We start from the raw sequence: 18842 nt of genomic DNA, 5'->3' as shown, positions 1-18842 counted from the left end.
GTTCCTCCTCGTTGTGGTTCACCGCTGCGCCATGACAATGGTCACATTGTCCGGCGCACCGTGCTCCAACGTCATACGCATCATACTGCGGCACCGCTCCTCCAGGGGGCGCTGCTCCACAGCCTGCTCCAGCAAAACCTGGTCGGTGAGGACGTTGGACAGGCCGTCGCTGCACAGCAGCAAGCTGTCTCCCTCCCGCCAGGTCACATGGTAACAATCTGCCGTCACATCCCGGTCCACACCCAGCGCCCGGGTAATCAGGTTCTTCTTGGGGTGGGTACGGGCCTGCTCCGGGGTGATATCCCCCCGAGAGACCAGCATCTGTACCAGGGAGTGGTCACAGCTGACCTGCTGAATCTCTCCATCGTGGATGTGATAGCAGCGGCTATCCCCTACGTTGATGACATAGGCCTCCTGGTCCAGCAGCAATGCCGCCACCAAGGTGGTCCCCATCCCACGATACTGCTCATCGGTGCGGGAGAGCTGGTAGACGTGGGTGTTGGCCTGGTCACAGGCCTGGCGGAGCAGCTGGGTACAGTCCTGCTCCCCCTCCGGGACCCCATCCTGGCACAGCTCCTCCAGTTTCGCAGCAAAACTCTCCACTGCAATGGCGCTGGCCACATTGCCCGCTCGCGCGCCGCCCATACCGTCGCAGACCACCGCAATGGCCACCTGCTCGCTGAGCTGGCGCACGGCATAGCTGTCCTGGTTCTCACTGCGTACCGAGCCGATATCCGTCATTCCAAATATGTTCATAGGGCTTCGTCCTTTCCGGGCTGGAGCTGATCTTGCTGCATGTGCTTCCGGCGCAGCTGACCACAGGAGGCGTCGATGTCGCCCCCCAGCTTACGCCGTACGGTGGCTGTGATGCCCTGGGATTCCAACCGTTTCTGGAATTGCCGCACCCGGCGGCTGGGCTTGAGGGGAGACTCCTCCACGTGGTTCAGGGGAATCAAATTCACATGTCCAGGCTGACCCCGCAGCAGCTTCACCAGCAGGTCCGCCTGCTGGTCGCCGTCATTGACGCCGTCGATCATGGCGTACTCGTAGGAGATACGCCGTCCCGTCTGCTGGAAATACCGCCGACAGGTGTCCATCAGCAGGTCCACCCCCACGGCCCGGTTCACCGGCATCAGCTTGGAGCGGGTCTCGTCATCGGGGGCGTGAAGGGATACGCTTAGAGTTAATTGTAACCCCAACTGTGCCAATTTGTCAATTTTCTTCACCAGGCCACAGGTGGACAGGGAGATGTGGCGCATGCCGATGTTCACACCCTGGGGGTGGTTGACCAGGTGCAAAAATTGGATTACATTGTCAAAATTGTCCAGAGGCTCCCCAATTCCCATCATCACGATGTTGGAAATCTCCGCTCCGCTGTCCAGCTGGGTAAAAATGATCTGGTCTAAAATTTCGCTGGGCTGCAAATCCCGGACCTTTCCACCCAGGGTGGAGGCGCAGAACTTACACCCCATGTTGCACCCCACCTGACAGGACACGCACACGGTATTCCCGTGCTGATAGCGCATGAGCACCGTCTCCACGCAGTTGCCGTCCCGCAGCCGCCACAGGTATTTGATGGTGCCGTCTAAGGCGGACTGCTGCTTGCGCTCCACAATGGGGGCGGTGATGTAGCACTGCTCCTTCAAGGTCTCCCGCAGAGCCTTGGGCAGATCGGTCATCTGGTCAAAGGAGGTCACGCCACGGTGCAGCCACTGGAAAATCTGTTTGGAGCGAAAGGCGGGCTGTCCCAACTCCTTGAGATACGCCCCCAGCTGGTCAGGCAGCATGGATTTGATGTCGATCACGGCTCAGGCCTCCTTCTTTCGCAGACGGGCCACGAAAAAGCCGTCTGTGTGATGTATATGGGGCCAGAACGTCATCATGCCTTCCTGGCGCCCAAAATGGGGCAAATCAAATGCCTCCAACGTAAATTCTGGGTGTTGCTGCAAAAACCACGCCACCACGTCCTGATTTTCCCGCTCCCGCAGGGTGCAGGTGGCATAGATCATCACCCCGCCGGGGCGCACGTAGGCCGCGCAGTTGTCCACGATGCCCTTTTGCACCTGGGGCAGCCCATCCAGAGGCTTGGGGTCCTTATAGCGGATGTCCGGCTTCTTGCGGATGATGCCCAGACCCGAGCAGGGCACATCCACCAGCACCGTATCAAACCGCTCCACCCAATCCTCCCGGCGCTGGACGGCGCTTTGCAGCTGGGCGGTCAGAATGGACAGGCCCAGACGGCTAGCCCCCGCCTCCAGCAGCTTGATTTTGTGGGGATGAATGTCACAGGAGATGATTTCCCCCTGATTGTTCATGTCCACGCCAGCGGCAAAGGACTTGCCGCCGGGAGCGGCACAGCAGTCCAAAACCCGCTGGCCCGGCTGGACATGTGCTGCCGTCACGGCCAGGCGTGCCGCCGCATCCTGGATGTAGAAATAGCCCTTCTGGTAGGCGTTCAGCCGCTCCATATCTCCGGTGCTGCTCAGGAGCAGGCAACCTTCCAACCAGAGGTGGCGCTGTACCTCCACCCCGTCCCGCTCCAGCTCCTCCACCGCCTGGTCCACGGTGCATACCACCGTGTTCACCTGGGCCGTGGTGGGGGGCTGGCAGTTGTCTGCCTGGGCCCAGGCCTTCACGCCGTCCACGCCCAGCACCTGGGCAAACTCCTCCACCAGCCACCGGGGGTGGCTGGTCTGGAGGGCGATGGTCTCCAGCTCGTCCTTCCCCTTGGGAAGAGGCAAGGGCATGTCCCGGAGGATACCCCGGAGCACACCATTGACCATCCCAGCCGCTCGGGGATTGCGGCAGTGCTTTTTGGTCAGCTGGACCCCTTCATTTACCGCCGCACTGGGTGGAATCTTGTCCATATACAGGATTTGATAGAGGGAGAGGCGCAGAATGGACAGCACCTTGGGTTCCAGTTTTTTCAGGCCACCAGTGCATCGGCGTTCCAGATACCAGTCCAAAGTCATCCGGGTTTGGAGCACGCCAAAGCACAGCCGGGTGGCCAAGGCGGCATCCCGACGGTCCAGGGCGCTCTCTTTCAGTATTCGCTTCAAATGTCCCTCAGACCAGGCCCCCTGCTTGTCACAGGCTGTCAGGGTCAACATGGCCGCTTCTCTGGCAGAACCCATAGGTAAACTCCTCTCAGATGGCTTTCTTCTCCTTCAGGGGGTGGCCCAGCAAAAAAGCATGGGCCGCCATAGCCTTCTTCCCGTCGGGTTGAAGCTCCAAAATTTCCAATACGGTGCCCTCTCCACAGGCCACCCACAGGCCACGCTTGTCTGCCTTGACGCAGGTGCCAGGGGCCTGGGCTGTCTGCTCGGTTCCCACCGCCGTGCGGATGATCTTGCACCGCACGCCGTCCACCACTGACGTGGCGGCGGGCCAGGGAGTCAGGCCCCGCACCTGGTTGTGGATTTGGGTGGCAGTATGGGTCCAGTCAATGGGGGACAGGGCCCGGGAGAGCATGGGGGCGTAGCAGGACTGGGCATCGTCCTGGGGTACTGCCACCGCCGTTCCCTGCTCCAACTGCTCCAGCACCTGGGGCAACAGGTCTGCCCCCATCTGAGCCAGACGGTCGTGGAGCTGCTGGGCGGACTCATTGAGATCAATGGGCGTGGCGGCGCTGGCCAGCATGTCGCCGGTGTCCAGCCCCTCTGCCATATACATGATGGTCACTCCGGTCTCGCTCTCCCCGTTGAGGATGGCCCAGTTGATGGGGGCTGCACCCCGGTACTTGGGGAGGAGAGAGGAGTGGACGTTGATACACCCCAGAGGGGGCAGCTGTAAAATATCCACGGGGAGGATTTTGCCGTAGGCCGCCACCACAATGAGCTGGGGAGCCAGCTCCCGCAGCTGCTCCAGGGCGCTTCCATCCCGCAGGGTGGTGGGCTGGAATACAGGAATTCCAACCGACAAGGCATACTCCTTCACAGGAGGCGGCAGCAGCTTCATGCCGCGGTTTTTGGGCTTGTCCGGCTGAGTGAAGACTCCACACACCTCATGGCCATCCTCCACCAGGCGGCGCAGAGAGGGGACGGCAAAGTCCGGGGTGCCCATAAAGACGATTCTCATGCGTCCTCGTCCTCCATGGCATCCAACTCGTCCACCGTGTAGAGCCGGTCGGTGTGCTCCACAAACAGGTGCCCGTCCAGGTGCTCCAGCTCGTGGCAGAAGCAGCGGGCCACAATGCCCTCACCACTCATCTCGAAGAAGTTGCCGTTGCGGTCCTGGGCCCGCACGGTGGCGGTGGCGGGACGGGTGACCACGCCGTACTTTCCGGGCACAGACAGACAGCCCTCCAGACCAGTCTGCTCTCCATCCGAGGCAATGATCTGGGGGTTGACCAGCTCCACCATGTTCTCCTGGTCGTCCATGACGATGACCACTCGGCGCAGAATGCCGATCTGGGGGGCAGCCAGGCCCACACCGTTGGCCTGGGCCAGAGTCTCCTTCATATCGTCCAGCAGATCGTGCAGCTTCTCGTCAAATTTCTCCACCGGGTGGCAAGTCTTAGCCAGCGCCGGATCTCCTTGGGTCAAAATGGTTCTCAAAGACATTGTTAGGTCCTCCTTTGTTGGATTAATCCTGAGGGTTGATATCTGCATACACCGACACGCCCCGGTTGGCCTTGTCTGTCTGGGCCTGGCGCACCATGTGGGCCACCAGCTCCCGGGCTTGTCTGGTATTTTTGGTCTGTAACGTCAAATGATAGCGGTAGCGGTTATTCACCTTCACCACCGCCGCCGGAGCGGGGCCCAGCAGGCGACACGCCATGGAGCGATAGCCGGGCTGGGAGAGAATCTGCTCAAAGGCCTGGCGCAGCCGCATGCACACCCGCAGCACCTCGTGCTCCTGGTCTCCGGTGATGTGCAACACGAAGAAGTCCCCAAAGGGGGGACAGTCCCGGAGCTGGCGCATACGGATTTCCTGCTCGTAAAACCCGTCATAGTCCTGACGGGAGGCACACTGAATGACCTCATTGCCAGGAGTAAAGGTCTGGATGAAGGCCCGTCCGGTCTTGCCGCCCCGTCCTGCCCGGCCCACCACCTGGGTGAGCAGAGAGAAGGTGCGCTCTCCGCCCCGGTAGTCCTCCACATACAGGGTCTGGTCAGCGGCCACCGCCCCCACCAAAGTCACATTTTCAAAGTCCAGCCCCTTGGCCACCATCTGGGTGCCCACCAGCACCGGGATTTTCTCCTCCCGGAACTGGGCCAGCAGCTTGGCATGGCCCTGGACGCCAGACACGGTATCGGTATCCATGCGCATCACCGACACGCCGGGAAAGAGGCGTTGCAGTTCCTCCTCCACCTTCTGGGTGCCCAGCCCCACAAAGCTGTAAATACCACCGCACTGGGGACAGTGCTGGGGTAGAGGCTGAGAATAGCCGCAGTAGTGGCACATGAGTCGGCCGTTGGCCTTGTGGTAGGTCAGGTGTACCGAGCACCGGGGGCAGCTGGGGGACTCCCCGCACTCTCCGCACACCACCATCTGACTACTGCCTCTCCGGTTGACAAAGAGAATGGCCTGTTCTCCCCGGTCTATGGTCTCTCTTAAAGCCTCTACCAGAGGCTGGCTGAGGGCAACTCCGTTCCCCTCACGCAGCTGCTCCCGCATATCCACCACCGTCACCTGGGGCAGTTCCCGCTGGTTGAAGCGGTGCTCCAAAGTAAACAGGTGGTAGGTGCCTGCCTTGGCGTGGTACATGGTCTCCACTGATGGGGTCGCCGAGCCCAAAAGAAGCAGAGCATTCTCTTTCGAACACCGGAACTTGGCCACATCTCGGGCGTGATACCTGGGGTTCTGCTCAGACTGGTAGGTGGGTTCCTGCTCCTCATCCAGCACCAGAAGTCCCAGGTTGCGCACCGGGGCAAACACCGCCGAGCGGGTACCCACCACCACCATGGCCTGACCAGAGCGGACCCGTTTCCACTCGTCGTACCGCTCTCCCGTGGATAGGCCACTGTGGAGAATGGCCACCTGCTGGCCAAACTGGCAGGTAAATTGGTCCATGAGCTGGGGGGTGAGGGAGATCTCGGGCACCAACACCATGGCACCCCTGCCCTCCTTCAGGCCCTTGTGGATGAGCTGGATATAGACCTGGGTCTTACCGCTGCCCGTGACTCCGTATAGCAGGGCGGCAGCGGCCTGCCGGGTCTCTATCAGCGCCCACAGCCCTTCCATGGCCCGCTGCTGTTGCTCATTGAGGGCCACAGGGGTGGGAGCCTGGGCATTCTGCACGCCCACCTGAGGCGGGCGGCGGAACACCTCTTGCTTGCGCAGGGTGAGAAGCCCCTGTTTTTCCAGGGACCGCAGCGTACTCATGGAGGCCCCAGTGAAATAACACAGCTCCTTGGCGGACACCTCTCCCATCTCGCCCAGAACCTTGATTGCCTGGTACTGGAGAGGTGCTCTCCGCCGTCGGCCGGACACCTGGGCTAAGGCCTCCTCCGGCTCCACCGCCAGGGCCACCCGCTGTTCCAGCTTGTCCTTCACCCCGGGGATTCCGTCCGCCCGGCGGACGATGCCCCCCGCCTCAGACAAGCGGCGCAGGGCAGGCCAAGGGTCCGCCCCGTCAAAGGCCCGCTGAATCTCGCTGAGTTCCGCGTTGCCTCCATAGGCGCACAGGACGTCCGCCAGACGCACGGACGGCCGGTCCTCTCCGGCCAACTGGTACAGGGCCTCCCGGTCCAGTCCTGGAGCTATGCTCCAGCTCTCTTTCAGAGCGTACCAGAGCCCGGCGGGGAGCATCACCCGAATGGCCTCGTACACGGTGCAAAAGTAGTGCTCCCGCATCCACAACGCCAGCTGGATGTTCTCCCCAGTCAGCACCGGCTCCTGGTCCAGCACCGTCTGAATGGGTTTTAAGGCATCCACATTCTCCTGCTGGCCCAAGGCCAGCACAATGCCGTCACTGAGCCGGTTTCCCCGGCCAAAGGGGACGGCCACCCGCATTCCCACCTGCACACGGGACGCCATGTGCGGGGGAATTTTATAGTCAAAGGGGCGGTCAATGGCGTAGACGGCGGCTGCCACTGCGATTTTTGCTGTCTGTGGCACCTCCCGTCAACCTCCTCCTTTTGACCGCGAAAGGGCAAGCAGCGCCTCGCCGCTTGCCCTGGCTTCACAGGCCGTGCCTTTTGACTTCTTACTCTTCGGTCTCCTCAACCGGTTCCTCCACCTGCAGCTGGCCGTCGGCCACCTCGCGCACGGCCAGAGTCACCGCCTTCTCCTCCAGGGGGATACCGGTCTGCTCCGACTCGCTGGAAATCTCACGGGCACGGTGGGCCACCACATTCACCAGCATGTAACGGCTGGGCACTTTCTCCAACAGGTCCTTCATAGGGGGATAGAGCAACATAATTCTTCAATCCTTTCGTTTTCTTCCAATTAGTCGTTGGTGCCGATGATGCTCTCGGCCAGCTGAATTCGCTTGTTGACTCGGCAACTCTCCGCCTCCAGGATGGACAAAATCTCCTGGGCGGCGGACATCACGTTGTCATTGACCACCAAGTAGTCGTACTTGGTGCACTCCCGGCACTCTTCCCGGGCTTTGGCCAGCCGCTGGGCAATCACATCCTCGCTGTCGGTGTTGCGCTTGCGCAGTCTGCGGGAGAGTTCCTCCAGAGAGGGAGGGATGATGAAGATACACACAGCCTCCGGGCACTTTTCCCGCACCTTGGCTGCACCCTGGACCTCAATATCCAGCAGCACATCCACACCGGCTTGCAGCTTCTCCTCAATGATTTTGAGCGAGGTTCCGTAGTAATTGTCCACATACTGGGCATACTCCAAAAACTCATTGTCCCGGATCATGCGCTCAAACTCTTCTCGGGCGACAAAGTTGTAATTTACGCCGTGCTCCTCACCCACCCGGGGCTGCCGGGTGGTAAAGGACACCGAGAAATGGATGTCCCGTCGGCTGCTGAGCAACTCGGAGATCACCGTGCTCTTGCCCACCCCGGAGGGACCGGACAGAACGATCAACTCGCCACGTTTTTTCTTCTTCATATCTCTTTCTCTCCCATCTGCTCTTCTTCCGGTGACGAGGGGTCAAACCGCTGCCCCAGCACCTCCGGGGTCAGGGATGACCACACCACATGTCCACTGTCCATAATCAGCACCGATTTGGTCTTGCGGCCAAAGCTGGCGTCGATGAGCATACCCCGATCTCGGGCCTCCTGGCCCAAGCGTTTGATGGGGGCAGATTCCGGGCTCACCACTGCCACCACCTTCCGGGCTGACACCACATTGCCAAACCCAATGTTGATCAGTTCCATGCCGTCACCTCGGTATCACTCCAGATTTTGGACCTGCTCGCGAATCTTCTCGATCTCCGCCTTGATGTCCACCACCACCCGGGCAATGTCGATGTCATTGCACTTGGAGCCAATGGTGTTGGCCTCCCGGTTGAACTCCTGAATGAGGAAGTCCAGCTTGCGGCCCACAGCGCCGCCCTGGTCCAGCAGCTCCCGCAGCTGGGCGATGTGACTGCGCAGGCGCACCGTCTCCTCGTCCACTGCCACCTTGTCGGCAAAAATAGCCGCCTCGGTGAGAATCCGGCTCTCCTCAATCTGGGTGTTCTGGAGAATTTCCGCCATCTTGGCCTCCAAGCGGGCTCGGTACTCCGCCACCGTCTGGGGGGAGCGCTCCTCTACCTTGGACACCAGTCCCTCGATGGTCACAGCCCGGCCGAGAATGTCCTCTGCCAAGCGCTGCCCTTCCCGCACCCGCATGGAGTCAAAGTCCGCCAGCGCGGCATCCAGAGCCCCCAGAAGCCCGGCCTTCACCTGCTCCTGGTCCTGCTCCTTTTTCTCAACCGTGAGCACGTCGGGAAAGCGGGCCAAATCGGTGGCGTAATAGCTGCCCTTCACCCACTCGCCCTTGCCCAGATCATAGAGTTTGGCCAGAGCCTGGATATAGGATTTGGCCAGGCCCTCGTTGACGGTCACCGTGGAGTCATCTTCCGCCTGGGCGGTCAAGGTGACAAACACATCCACCTTGCCCCGGGAAATGGAACCCTGCACCCGGCTTTTCATGGCGTCCTCCGCAAAAATGTACGCTCTGGGCATCTTGATGCCGCAGTCCAGATAGCGGTTGTTCACCGACCGCACTTCCACGGTGAAAGTGCCGCCCTCGTAGCTGCACTCCCCTCGTCCGTATCCGGTCATACTCTTAACCATGGTTTCATCAGCCCTTTCTCCAGTTTCTTCCCTTCCCCATGCGGGAGAGATAGGCTGCAATCAGCCCGCTAAAGCCAAAGTCATATAGTAAAAACACCACGTTACCCAGCACATACATCAGCCCCAAGTGCAACTGCTCCAGAGGCAGGCCGTCCAGTGCTACCGCCTTGGTGACCAAGACCACAACTGTGTAGGCCAGGTTGAAAAACACCAGCTTACAGAGGATCTCCAATGGTTTGCGTCGCAAGGCCTCCACCTTGGACTTTACCACCGGGTACAGGCCAAATAGGGCAGCATACAGGAGCACACAGAACTTATCCGGTACCAGAAGCAGCCCCAGCACCGACACCGCACCCCAACACAGCAGTCCGGCGGAAGTTCCACCGGCAATCACCACACCTGCGCAGGGTACCCCTGCCAAGGCCACCAGGCCGATGGCTCCGGTGGGTGAGATGGCCGAGCCGTACAGCAAAATGATGGACACCGCCCCCAACAGGGCCGGATAGGTGATGCTGCTGGCAGATTTGCCTGGTTTCATATCAATTACATCCCCCACACAGACAGTTCAGGCAGAGCATGGTGGTACAGCAGTCCAGGCTGTCGCACTGCCCTCCGGTCATATTGGTATTATACCCATAGCCGCCCTGCTGCATCATGGACAGAGCCTGGCGGTACTCCATGTTCCCCGGCTCCATCTGGCAGGCGATCTGATAGTTCTGTCTGGCCTCGTCCAGCCAGCCTCGGCGGTAGGCGATACTACCCATGAGGAAGTACCACTCGCCGTTTTTGCTGGAGATGCCCCGGAGCAGCTGTTCCGCCCCGTCCAGGTTTCCCATATTGATATACTGGCGCACCTGAGCAAAGGAAGTGGAAGAGGAAGAGTCGCCTCCACTGTACTGACCCTGGTATCCGTAGGACTGGGAATAGTCCCCCTGATACCCGCCGCCGGTGCTTCCGCCCCCGCTGCGCGCCTTGGTGATGGCGTCGTAGGCCTCGTTGACCTCTTTCATCTTCTCCTCTGCCAGATCGGCCAGAGGGTTATTCTGGTAGTTGTCCGGGTGGTATTTCCGGGCCAGTTCCCGATACGCACGCTTGACTTCATCATCACTGGCGTTGGGGCTGACCCCCAGCACCTCATACGGATCTCTCATGCATGTATCTCCCTTTGTGTAGCTTTTTGACTTCCTTCCATCGCCCGTCCATCACAGCGCTCTGCACGGCGGGAAGGCCAATGCACAAAATATTTTCTATGACGTGGTCCCACTCTCCCAGTTCCAGCAAACTGGCAGCACTATATGCCAGCCGTACCGAATGGGTACAGGTGGTGGCCACATACTCCTGCTCCTCTTTGGCCCTGCCCTCAAAGCGGGCGTCCAGAGGGTTGTATCGCCCACAAGCTCGATCCTCGTCCAGATCATCCCATGCATCCATCAGGTAAATCCAGCGCCCCAAATGGTACAATAACTGTTCCAGAATACGGGCCTGGTCCCCTTGGGCCTGCTCTGAGGCCGCAGAAGCTAACATGGCAGCAAACTCATGGGCCACAGCATCCAGCCGAGGAGAGCGCTGGGCTTCCAATTGGTCCAGGCGCTCCAGACAGCCCTGCACCTGGTCCACAAAGCCCGGACAGGCCTGGGCCGCTCTCCGGTATGGCCTGTGAAACCAGCGGCGCAAGAACCGGTACGGAAGTCCGCTCCAAAAGCCGTGGTCCTTCACATCGTCGTCCAACTTGTGCCAAGTGAGAATCAGACTCACATCGGCCGCCCGCTCCATTCCTGGTCCCCTCAGGCACGCCTTGGGCTTGCGGATGGGGTGGGCGGGACAGCGCTGGCACACAGTCCGGTCACCTCCCTGGCAGATTTGCAGGAGGATGGCCAGGAGGGTCAAGTCATAGTTTAAGGTAAATCGGGTCCAAAACCCATGTCTCTTCCCCATCTCGTGGCACAGGCCACAGTAGGCGGATTGGTACAGGTCCTTCTCCTCCTGGGAGAGCTGGGTCAGGGCCGGTCTGACATATCCAAACATAATCAGGCTCTATAGAGGGAGACCACAATTTTATAGTCTCGCCCCACCACGTCGATTTGATCACGGGTGCCGACACTGTCCAAATAGACGTTGGCGGTCACCGTATATTGCCCGGCGGCCTGGTTGATGTCCTTCAAGTCTGCCACCACCCGGATTTTATCCGGCGTGACGGCATCCAGCAGCTCCTGGCTGCCCCGGACCTCCACCTCCACCATCTGGGTCAGCGCTTTGGCCGCCCAGCCGTCGGGAGGAGAAATGCAGTCGATGTTGGTAACCTCCACGGTCTTGCTCTTCAGAGAGTCGTCCAGGTCCAGGGTGGCTGTCACCTGGGTGACGCCGCTGATGTTGGTCAGCTCATCCGTGATCGCGATATCAAAGGTGATCACATCCCCATCGTGGACGGTACCCAAATCAATGGTGCCCAGAACGATGGAGCCCTCAGACTGGATGGCCTCCACGGCCGTCTTGCTGCCGGCTACCGTGAGAGACTCCTGGCTCAAGGTGCAGGTCACCTGGTCCAGGGAGACGCCGCCGCCTGCCACCAGCTCCACCTTCAAGGGGATGTCTGCCGTGGCCAAGATGGGGAAGGTGGTGTGCACCGTAGCCACCGAGCACTCCACGTCCAGATTGTCAATGACGTCGCCACTGGCGCCGATGAAGCGGTAGGGGAAGTCCCCACGCACGTTTTCGGAGAGGTTTTCACCCGTGACCACCACTTCGGCATAGGACACCTGGTTGACCAGCTCCGCCTGGCCGCTGATGGTGATCTTATTGGGGGAGAAAACAAAGTCCTCCTGGTCTCCAGCCAGATATCCCTCTGCAGTGGTACCTTCAAACTTACCTCGCAACTCGATCTCCCGCTGGCGGTATTCCGCCACCGTGAAGGAGACATTTCCCGTCCCCTCATTGATGATCTGCACCTGACTGGCGCTGATGTTGCTGGGCAGCTTCACGGTATAAGCCAAGGTATAGTCCCCGGCTCGCTCGATGGCGGCCACATCCACCACCAGCTCCACCGTCTTATCGGTGAGCTGGGCCAACACCGCAGGCTTGGCCTTCACCGTAATATTGGCGGAGGGTGCATCCCCGGCGATCATCAGGCCGTTACTCTCCAGCTGCTCTTCGCCGGAAAATGTAATGGTAATATTTCGAATGGGTTTGCTCGCCTGATTTCCATCCATGGAGGTCACATAAAACCACATGACCACAGCAATGGCGATGGATAAAACCACATAGAGCGCCTTACTGTCGAGAATCTTCTTCCCCATCTGGCTTATCCCCCTTTATTGGTTTGAGCATATTGGTCAGCCATGCCGTGCCGGAGGGCTTGCTCTCCTCCTGCTTGGGCATCAGCTCATTGCGCAGCATCTGTTCCAAGGTAGCAGGAGCCAGGTGCCGCTTGAGCATCCCGTTGATGGCCACAGAAATAGAACCCGTCTCCTCAGAGACCAGAGCCACCACCGCATCAGAGTTTTCACTGATACCAATGCCAGCCCGGTGGCGCATTCCCAAGTCCCGGCTGATGTTCACATTCCCAGACATGGGCAGCATACATCCAGCTCCCACAATTCGCCCGTTGCGGACGATGACAGCGCCGTCGTGAAGGGGCGCCTTATTCCAAAACAAGTTTTTCAGAAGTTCCGCAGACACCCGGGCATCCAGCGGCGTGCCGGTCTTGAGCACATCGTCCAGCATGGTCTTGCGCTCAAACACCATCAGAGCGCCTACCTTATCCTTGGACAAGGAGGTGTAAGCCTCCACCGTCTCCCGGATGGCGTACTCCAGTTCATCGTCAATGGTCTCTTGGACAAAGATCTCTTTGATTTTACCGCTGCCCATCTGCTCCAGGAAGCGGCGAATCTCCGGCTGAAAGATGATGACCAGGGCGATAAATCCCAGTTCCACCGCATTGTTCAGCACAAAGCTCACTACTTGCAATTGCAGCAGATTGGCAACGCCCAGAGCCACTACGATCAACAGAATGGCCTTGACGACCTGGCCGGACCGACTGCGGCGGACAAAGCGAAAAATATGGTACACCACGAATGCCACAATGGCCATATCCAACACGTCAAAAAAGCCGATCAGCTTCACGTACTCCTGAACGGTGCGCAGGAACTGCTCAATATATTCCATTTCATCGCCTCCAACCACATGGCAAAATGCCACAGTATGGCTATCCTACGTATTATAGCTCATAAACGCCGAATTGGCAAGACAATGACAGCTAAAACTTCAAATATGAAGCAGATATGAACAAATCAGCCTGTCTCCTCTTCCTTTTTTCGGGCTCCTATTGTATAATTCCGAAAGATACACAAAGGACCCAGGAGGTATGTCCCTATGTTAATCAAACATGCACAAATCTACGACGCCGTTCACCCCCAGCCCTATGTGGGGGATGTCCTGATCCACGGCACCGTCATCCAGGCCATTGGCCCCCAGCTCTCCGCCCCCGGCGAAGAGGAGCTGGACGCCCAGGGTCTGCGCCTCTACCCCGGCTTTATCGATGCCCACAGCCATTTGGGCCTGGACAACTACGGCATGGGCTTTGAAGGCCACGACTACAACGAGATGGGGGACATTGTGGCCGCCCACCTCCGGGGCATTGACAGCTTCAACCCCCTGGAGCTGGGGGTACGCCGCGCCCTGGAAGGCGGCGTCACCACCGTGGGCACTGGTCCGGGCAGCGCTAACGTGCTGGGCGGCACCTTCTTCGCCGTGAAAACCCACGGCAACTGCGTGGACGACATGGTACTCCGGGACCCGGTGGCCATGAAGTGCGCCTTTGGCGAGAACCCCAAACGTTGCTACCAGAGCAAAGGCAACTCCGCCCGCATGAGCACCGCCGCCAAGCTGCGGGAGATGCTCTTTGCCGCCCAGGACTACCTAGCCCGTAAGGAGGCCGCCGGAGACGACCCCCTCAAGCGTCCCAAGTACGATATGAAGCTGGAGGCCCTGATTCCCGTACTCAAGGGAGAAATTCCCCTCAAGGCCCACGCCCACCGGGCCGACGACATCTGCACTGCCATCCGCATTGCCAAAGAGTTCGGGGTACAGATGACTCTGGAGCACTGCACCGAGGGGCACCTCATCCCGGAAGTGGTGGCCCGCTCCGGGTTCCCCGCCGCCGTTGGTCCCACCCTCACCAATGCCAGCAAAATCGAGCTGGTGAACAAGACCTTTGAGACCCCCGGCGTGCTGGCCCGGGCCGGGGGCCAGGTGAGCATCATCACCGATAACCCCGTCATTCCCCAGTCCTATCTGCCCCTGTGTGCCGGGCTGGCCGTGAAGGCGGGCATGGACCCCCTTCGAGGCGTTGAAGGCCATTACCATCAACCCCGCCAAGCATCTGGGCGTGGAGGATCGGGTGGGCTCCCTGGAGCCAGGCAAAGATGCCGACTTGGTGCTGGTGGACGGAGACCCCATGGTCAGTGACAGCCACATCCGGTGTGTGTGGATCAACGGAGAAAAAGTAGTTGGTTAACCAAAAATGTGCCTGGCAGCCGGAGCTGCCAGGCACACGCTTCTCAAAAATGCCAGCATTTTTGAGATGGGCTACAGCCCGCTGCATGCATAATTGGGTCAAAGGGCGACCCAATTCCACACTGGCGGGCTGAGAAGAGTTTTTTCCGATGCACATGTCCTCGAAAAAAACAGATTTTAATTTATTTTCCCATCTGCGGATGGGAAAACTCTGCCGAGGGCTTTGGCGTAATGGTAAGTCAATTGGTCCCTCTTGCACGAACATGAATTTTTTTGACAGTCTGAAATGTGCCTGGCGGCCGAAGCCGTCAGGCACATGTTTTATCTTATCGTTATCGGTAGATGGGGTGGGCCTGGGTGAGTTGGGCCACGCCCTGGCGAATCTCCTCCGCCTTGTTTTCGAAATCTGTGGCCGCCCATGCGATATACTGGGCCACCTGGTCCATGTCGGCGGTGGTAAAGCCACGGCTGGTCACCGCAGGGCTGCCCACCCGGATGCCGCTGGTCTGGAAGGGAGAGCGGGGATCTCCGGGCACCTTGTTTTTGTTGACGGTAATGCGCACCTCGTCCAGGCGGCGCTCCAGCTCCTTGCCGGTGAGGTCGCCCAGATTGCGCAGGTCCACCAGAGCCAGGTGGTTATCGGTGCCGCCGGACACTAGGTTCATGCCCCGGCTCATAAGCCCCTGGGCCAGAGCCCGGGCGTTGTCCACCACCTGCTGCTGGTACACCTTGAACTCCGGCTTCAGGGCCTCGCCCAGTGCCACCGCCTTGGCAGCGATGATGTGCATCAGAGGTCCGCCCTGAGCTCCGGGGAAGATGGCGGAGTTGATCTTCTTGGCCAGGTCCTCGTCGTTGGTGAGAATCATACCGCCACGGGGACCACGCAGAGTCTTGTGAGTGGTGGTGGTCACCACATGGGCGTAGGGCACGGGAGAGGGGTGGAGCCCAGCGGCCACCAGGCCAGCAATGTGGGCCATATCCACCCACAGATAGGCGCCCACCTCATCAGCAATGGCACGGAAGCGGGCAAAGTCGATGGTTCTGGGATAGGCGGAGGCACCAGCCACGATCATCTTGGGCTTGCACTCCTTGGCCACCCGCTCCAGCTGGTCGTAGTCGATGTAACCGGTCTCCTCGTCCACACCGTAGGCCACCACGTTGTAATATTTGCCGGAGAAATTCACCGGACTGCCGTGGGTCAAATGCCCGCCGTGGTCCAGGTTCATGCCCAGCACGGTGTCCCCGGGCTGGCACAGGGCCATATACACGGCGTAGTTGGCCTGAGCTCCGGAGTGGGGCTGCACATTGGCAAACTTGGCCCCGTAGAGCTGGCAGGCCCGCTGGATGGCCAGGGTCTCCACCACGTCCACGCACTGGCAGCCGCCATAATAGCGCTTGCCGGAGTACCCTTCTGCGTACTTGTTGGTGAGCACGCTGCCCGCTGCGGCCAGCACCGTCTCAGAGACGATGTTTTCCGAGGCAATCAGCTCGATGTTGTCACACTGTCTTTGATATTCGGCCTGGATGGCAGCGCCCACCTCAGGGTCCATTTTGGATACAAAATCCATATACTCCAAAACCATGGTTGTTCCACCTTTCTCTTATGAGCTAGTTGTGCCCTATTATATCCGCTTTATTCTAATAAAGCAATAGATAAACCGTGAAAGTTTCGTGACATTCCCCCTGGGTCTATGGTATGATATCGCCAGAGGTGATACATATGAAAACTCCCCAGCAAGTCCGTGCCATGGTGGATGGACTCAAGCAGCTCTATCCCGACGGCATCTGCTCGCTGCAATATAAGAAAGACTATGAATTACTCTTTGCGGTGCGGCTCTCCGCCCAGTGCACCGATGAGCGGGTCAACCAAGTCACCCCCGCCCTCTTCGCCCGCTTCCCCACTCTGGAGGCCTTCGCCCAGGCAGACGTGGAGGAAGTGGGGGAATACATCCACTCCTGCGGATTCTTCCGGGCCAAGAGCCGGGACCTGGTGCTGTGCGCCCAGATGCTCCTATCCCAACACGGCGGAAAGGTCCCCGGCACCATGGAGGAGTTGGTGGCGCTGCCCGGCGTAGGGCGCAAGACCGCCAATCTGATTTTGGGCGATGTGTTCCACACCCCAGGTGTGGTGGTGGCAGACACCCACTGCATCCGTATCTCCGGACGTCTGGGCCTCACCGATGGCACCAAGGACCCCGGCAAAGTGGAAAAGCAACTGCGGGAAATTCTCCCCCCGGAGGAGTCCAACGACTTCTGCCACCGCCTGGTGCTCCACGGCCGGGCCATCTGCACCGCCCGCCAGGCCAAGTGCGGCATGTGCCCCTTGGCTCCCGTGTGTGACTACGCGGCTAAATTGTAAGCAGCAAGCCCCGCCGATCTCGGCGGGGCTTGCTTTATTTCAAATGGTTTTTGGCCGCGGTCAAGGTATTTAGCATGAGCATAGCCCGAGTCATGGGGCCCACGCCGCCGGGCACGGGGGTGAGATAGGAGGCTTTGGGCTCCACTTCCTCCACCACCACATCGCCGCACAGCTTGCCCTCGGCGTTGCGGTTCATGGCCACGTCGATGACCACCGCTCCCTCCTTCACTATATCCCCGGTGACCAGGCCCACCTGGCCTACAGCAGAGACCAGAATGTCCGCCGTGGCGGCGATCTCTTTCATATCCGGGGTCCGGGAATGGCAGACGGTGACGGTGCCATGGGCGTGGAGCAGCAGCATGGCCATTGGCTTGCCCACAATGTTGGAGCGCCCCAGCACCACACACCGCTTCCCAGTGGGGTCAATGTGGTACTCCTTCAGCAGCTCCATGACGCCGCCGGGGGTACAGGGCTGGAACACCGGCTGGCCAATGGTAAGCTTTCCCACGTTATAGGGGTGGAAACAGTCCACATCCTTGCCGGGATCAATGGCCAACAGTACCTCTTCCTCACAGAAGCCCCGGGGCAGAGGCAGCTGCACCAGAATACCGTCGATGTCCTCCCGGCGGTTCAGCTCGCCAATGAGCTCCAGCAGTTCCTGCTGGCTGCTGGTCTCCGGCAGGGCGTACTCCTCACTGTAATAATCGCACTCCTCGCAGTCCTTGCGCTTGCTGTTGACGTATACCCGGGAGGCAGGATTGTCCCCCACGATAATGACCGCAAGGCCCGGTCTGCGCCGCAGCTGTGCCGCTTCCTCCCTGGCCTGTTCCTTTAACTTTTTGGCCAGAGCCAGGCCATCCATCTTAATTGCCATGTTCTTCTTGCTCCTTCCCGGCCGCAGTCAGGGGCGGCGTAACACCCTTCCCCCGCTTCCATTGAATCACCATGATGACAATGGCGGCCACCGCAGAAATAATTCCCACCATTTGAGACGTGCGCAGCCCGGTGCCAAAGAAATACAGGCTGTCGGTGCGCATCCCTTCGATGATGGCACGGCCAACGCCGTACCATGCCACATAGGACAGGAAAATCTGTCCATCAAATTTCCGCCCCTTCCGAGCCAGCAGCACCAAGAGCACAAAGCCCAGCACATTCCACAGAGATTCATAGAGGAAGGTGGGGTGTACGCCCAGGGTGCCGTCCAAAATGCTCTGATATGCCTCCTGGGACTCCAGCAGGCCCTTGTCCATCAGCTCATTGGCAATGGAGGTGGAGCACATGCGCCAAGGCAGCGTAGTCAGGCCGCCGTAGGCCTCCACATTGACAAAGTTGCCCCAGCGGCCAATGGCCTGACCAATGAGCAGCCCGTAACAGCCCACATCCGCATAGTTCCAAAAGGACTGGTGGCGCACCTTGCAGTATACCGCTACGGTGATCACCGCCGCGATCACACCGCCGTAGATGGCCAGGCCGCCGTCCCAGATGGCAATGGCCCGCCCCCAGTCAAAGGAGCCGTCTGCGGCGCGAAACTGAGACAGATAGAAAATCACATAGTAAGCTCTGGCCCCGATGATGGCCAGGGGCACCGCGAAAAACAACATATCAATGAGTTTTTCACTGTTCACGCCCAAGCTGGCAGCCTTTTTCGTACAGTAAAACACCGCCAGCAGAAATCCAAAGGCGATAATGACGCCATACCAATAGATGTCCTTACCAAACAGGTTCAGCGCCACCCGGTTGAGGGTAAATTCCAGGCCCAGGCCGGGAAACGACACCGTATTGACCAC

Annotated in this window: 20 protein-coding genes; 2 read left to right on the top strand and 18 right to left on the bottom strand. The window is 59.6% G+C overall.

The annotated features are described in order from the left end of the window. Positions 1-18: 18 nt before the first annotated feature. From B5F98_RS01220 to cdaA, 15 genes are all read right to left on the bottom strand, one after another. A complete protein-coding gene (locus B5F98_RS01220; RefSeq protein ID WP_087369281.1) occupies positions 19-756 on the bottom strand; it encodes a Stp1/IreP family PP2C-type Ser/Thr phosphatase in 738 nt (245 codons plus the stop codon). Beyond that, on the bottom strand, positions 753-1805 hold the full coding sequence (rlmN, locus tag B5F98_RS01215) for a 23S rRNA (adenine(2503)-C(2))-methyltransferase RlmN (protein WP_087369280.1): 1053 nt from the start codon (positions 1803-1805) through the stop codon (positions 753-755). Before rlmN ends, B5F98_RS01220 begins: the two co-directional genes overlap by 4 nt. A 3-nt stretch (positions 1806-1808) precedes the next feature. Next, positions 1809-3134, bottom strand: coding sequence for a 16S rRNA (cytosine(967)-C(5))-methyltransferase RsmB (rsmB, locus tag B5F98_RS01210; RefSeq protein WP_087369279.1), 1326 nt, complete (start codon positions 3132-3134; stop codon positions 1809-1811). Between the two features lie 13 nt (positions 3135-3147). Then, positions 3148-4077 (bottom strand): methionyl-tRNA formyltransferase, encoded by a 930-nt coding sequence (fmt, locus tag B5F98_RS01205; RefSeq protein ID WP_087369278.1) that lies wholly within the window; start codon positions 4075-4077, stop codon positions 3148-3150. Then, on the bottom strand, positions 4074-4562 hold the full coding sequence (gene def, locus B5F98_RS01200) for a peptide deformylase (RefSeq protein ID WP_087369277.1): 489 nt from the start codon (positions 4560-4562) through the stop codon (positions 4074-4076). Before def ends, fmt begins: the two co-directional genes overlap by 4 nt. A gap of 22 nt (positions 4563-4584) precedes the next feature. Beyond that, positions 4585-7062, bottom strand: a complete 2478-nt coding sequence (priA, locus tag B5F98_RS01195; RefSeq protein WP_087369276.1) for a primosomal protein N' — start codon at positions 7060-7062, stop codon at positions 4585-4587. Positions 7063-7150: 88 nt separating this feature from the next. Continuing rightward, on the bottom strand, positions 7151-7363 hold the full coding sequence (gene rpoZ, locus B5F98_RS01190) for a DNA-directed RNA polymerase subunit omega (RefSeq protein WP_087234082.1): 213 nt from the start codon (positions 7361-7363) through the stop codon (positions 7151-7153). Between the two features lie 29 nt (positions 7364-7392). After that, positions 7393-8013, bottom strand: coding sequence for a guanylate kinase (gene gmk / locus B5F98_RS01185; protein WP_087234084.1), 621 nt, complete (start codon positions 8011-8013; stop codon positions 7393-7395). Next, positions 8010-8282, bottom strand: a complete 273-nt coding sequence (locus B5F98_RS01180) for a DUF370 domain-containing protein (RefSeq protein WP_087234086.1) — start codon at positions 8280-8282, stop codon at positions 8010-8012. The genes gmk and B5F98_RS01180 overlap by 4 nt, the downstream gene beginning before the upstream one ends. A gap of 15 nt (positions 8283-8297) precedes the next feature. After that, positions 8298-9185 carry a YicC/YloC family endoribonuclease gene (locus B5F98_RS01175; protein ID WP_164488791.1) on the bottom strand — a complete coding sequence of 296 codons (888 nt, stop codon included), beginning with the start codon at positions 9183-9185 and terminating at the stop codon, positions 8298-8300. Between the two features lie 7 nt (positions 9186-9192). Next, complete coding sequence (locus B5F98_RS01170; RefSeq protein WP_087369275.1) at positions 9193-9723, bottom strand: hypothetical protein; 531 nt, start codon at positions 9721-9723, stop codon at positions 9193-9195. A 1-nt stretch (position 9724) separates the two neighbouring features. Next, positions 9725-10336: a J domain-containing protein gene (locus B5F98_RS01165; RefSeq protein ID WP_087369274.1), complete on the bottom strand. Its 612-nt coding sequence runs from the start codon at positions 10334-10336 to the stop codon at positions 9725-9727. Beyond that, a complete protein-coding gene (locus B5F98_RS01160) occupies positions 10320-11210 on the bottom strand; it encodes a DUF5685 family protein (RefSeq protein WP_087369273.1) in 891 nt (296 codons plus the stop codon). Before B5F98_RS01160 ends, B5F98_RS01165 begins: the two co-directional genes overlap by 17 nt. A gap of 2 nt (positions 11211-11212) precedes the next feature. After that, positions 11213-12478 (bottom strand): hypothetical protein, encoded by a 1266-nt coding sequence (locus B5F98_RS01155; RefSeq protein WP_087369272.1) that lies wholly within the window; start codon positions 12476-12478, stop codon positions 11213-11215. Continuing rightward, positions 12453-13346 carry a diadenylate cyclase CdaA gene (cdaA, locus tag B5F98_RS01150; protein WP_087369271.1) on the bottom strand — a complete coding sequence of 298 codons (894 nt, stop codon included), beginning with the start codon at positions 13344-13346 and terminating at the stop codon, positions 12453-12455. Before cdaA ends, B5F98_RS01155 begins: the two co-directional genes overlap by 26 nt. A 207-nt stretch (positions 13347-13553) precedes the next feature. Here cdaA and B5F98_RS01145 point away from each other — a divergent pair, with 207 nt between their 5' ends. Further along, positions 13554-14648 carry an amidohydrolase gene (locus B5F98_RS01145; protein ID WP_343219379.1) on the top strand — a complete coding sequence of 365 codons (1095 nt, stop codon included), beginning with the start codon at positions 13554-13556 and terminating at the stop codon, positions 14646-14648. A 380-nt stretch (positions 14649-15028) separates the two neighbouring features. Here the strand turns inward: B5F98_RS01145 and glyA are convergent, their stop codons facing one another. After that, positions 15029-16279 (bottom strand): serine hydroxymethyltransferase, encoded by a 1251-nt coding sequence (gene glyA / locus B5F98_RS01140; RefSeq protein ID WP_087369270.1) that lies wholly within the window; start codon positions 16277-16279, stop codon positions 15029-15031. Between the two features lie 137 nt (positions 16280-16416). On the opposite strand from glyA, the gene nth reads away from it, so the two are divergent. Next, positions 16417-17055 (top strand): endonuclease III, encoded by a 639-nt coding sequence (gene nth, locus B5F98_RS01135; RefSeq protein ID WP_087229786.1) that lies wholly within the window; start codon positions 16417-16419, stop codon positions 17053-17055. 34 nt (positions 17056-17089) lie between these two features. On the opposite strand, the gene folD is transcribed toward nth, so the two are convergent. Next, positions 17090-17929 (bottom strand): bifunctional methylenetetrahydrofolate dehydrogenase/methenyltetrahydrofolate cyclohydrolase FolD, encoded by an 840-nt coding sequence (folD, locus tag B5F98_RS01130; protein ID WP_087369269.1) that lies wholly within the window; start codon positions 17927-17929, stop codon positions 17090-17092. Beyond that, positions 17919-18842, bottom strand: a complete 924-nt coding sequence (gene lgt, locus B5F98_RS01125) for a prolipoprotein diacylglyceryl transferase (protein WP_087369383.1) — start codon at positions 18840-18842, stop codon at positions 17919-17921. Before lgt ends, folD begins: the two co-directional genes overlap by 11 nt.

This window comes from Pseudoflavonifractor sp. An44 (assembly GCF_002161675.1).
GTDB lineage: Bacteria > Bacillota > Clostridia > Oscillospirales > Oscillospiraceae > Enterenecus > Enterenecus faecium.
Note: the sequence above shows the minus strand (reverse complement) of the source record. Positions and strands in the feature narration are given on the sequence as shown.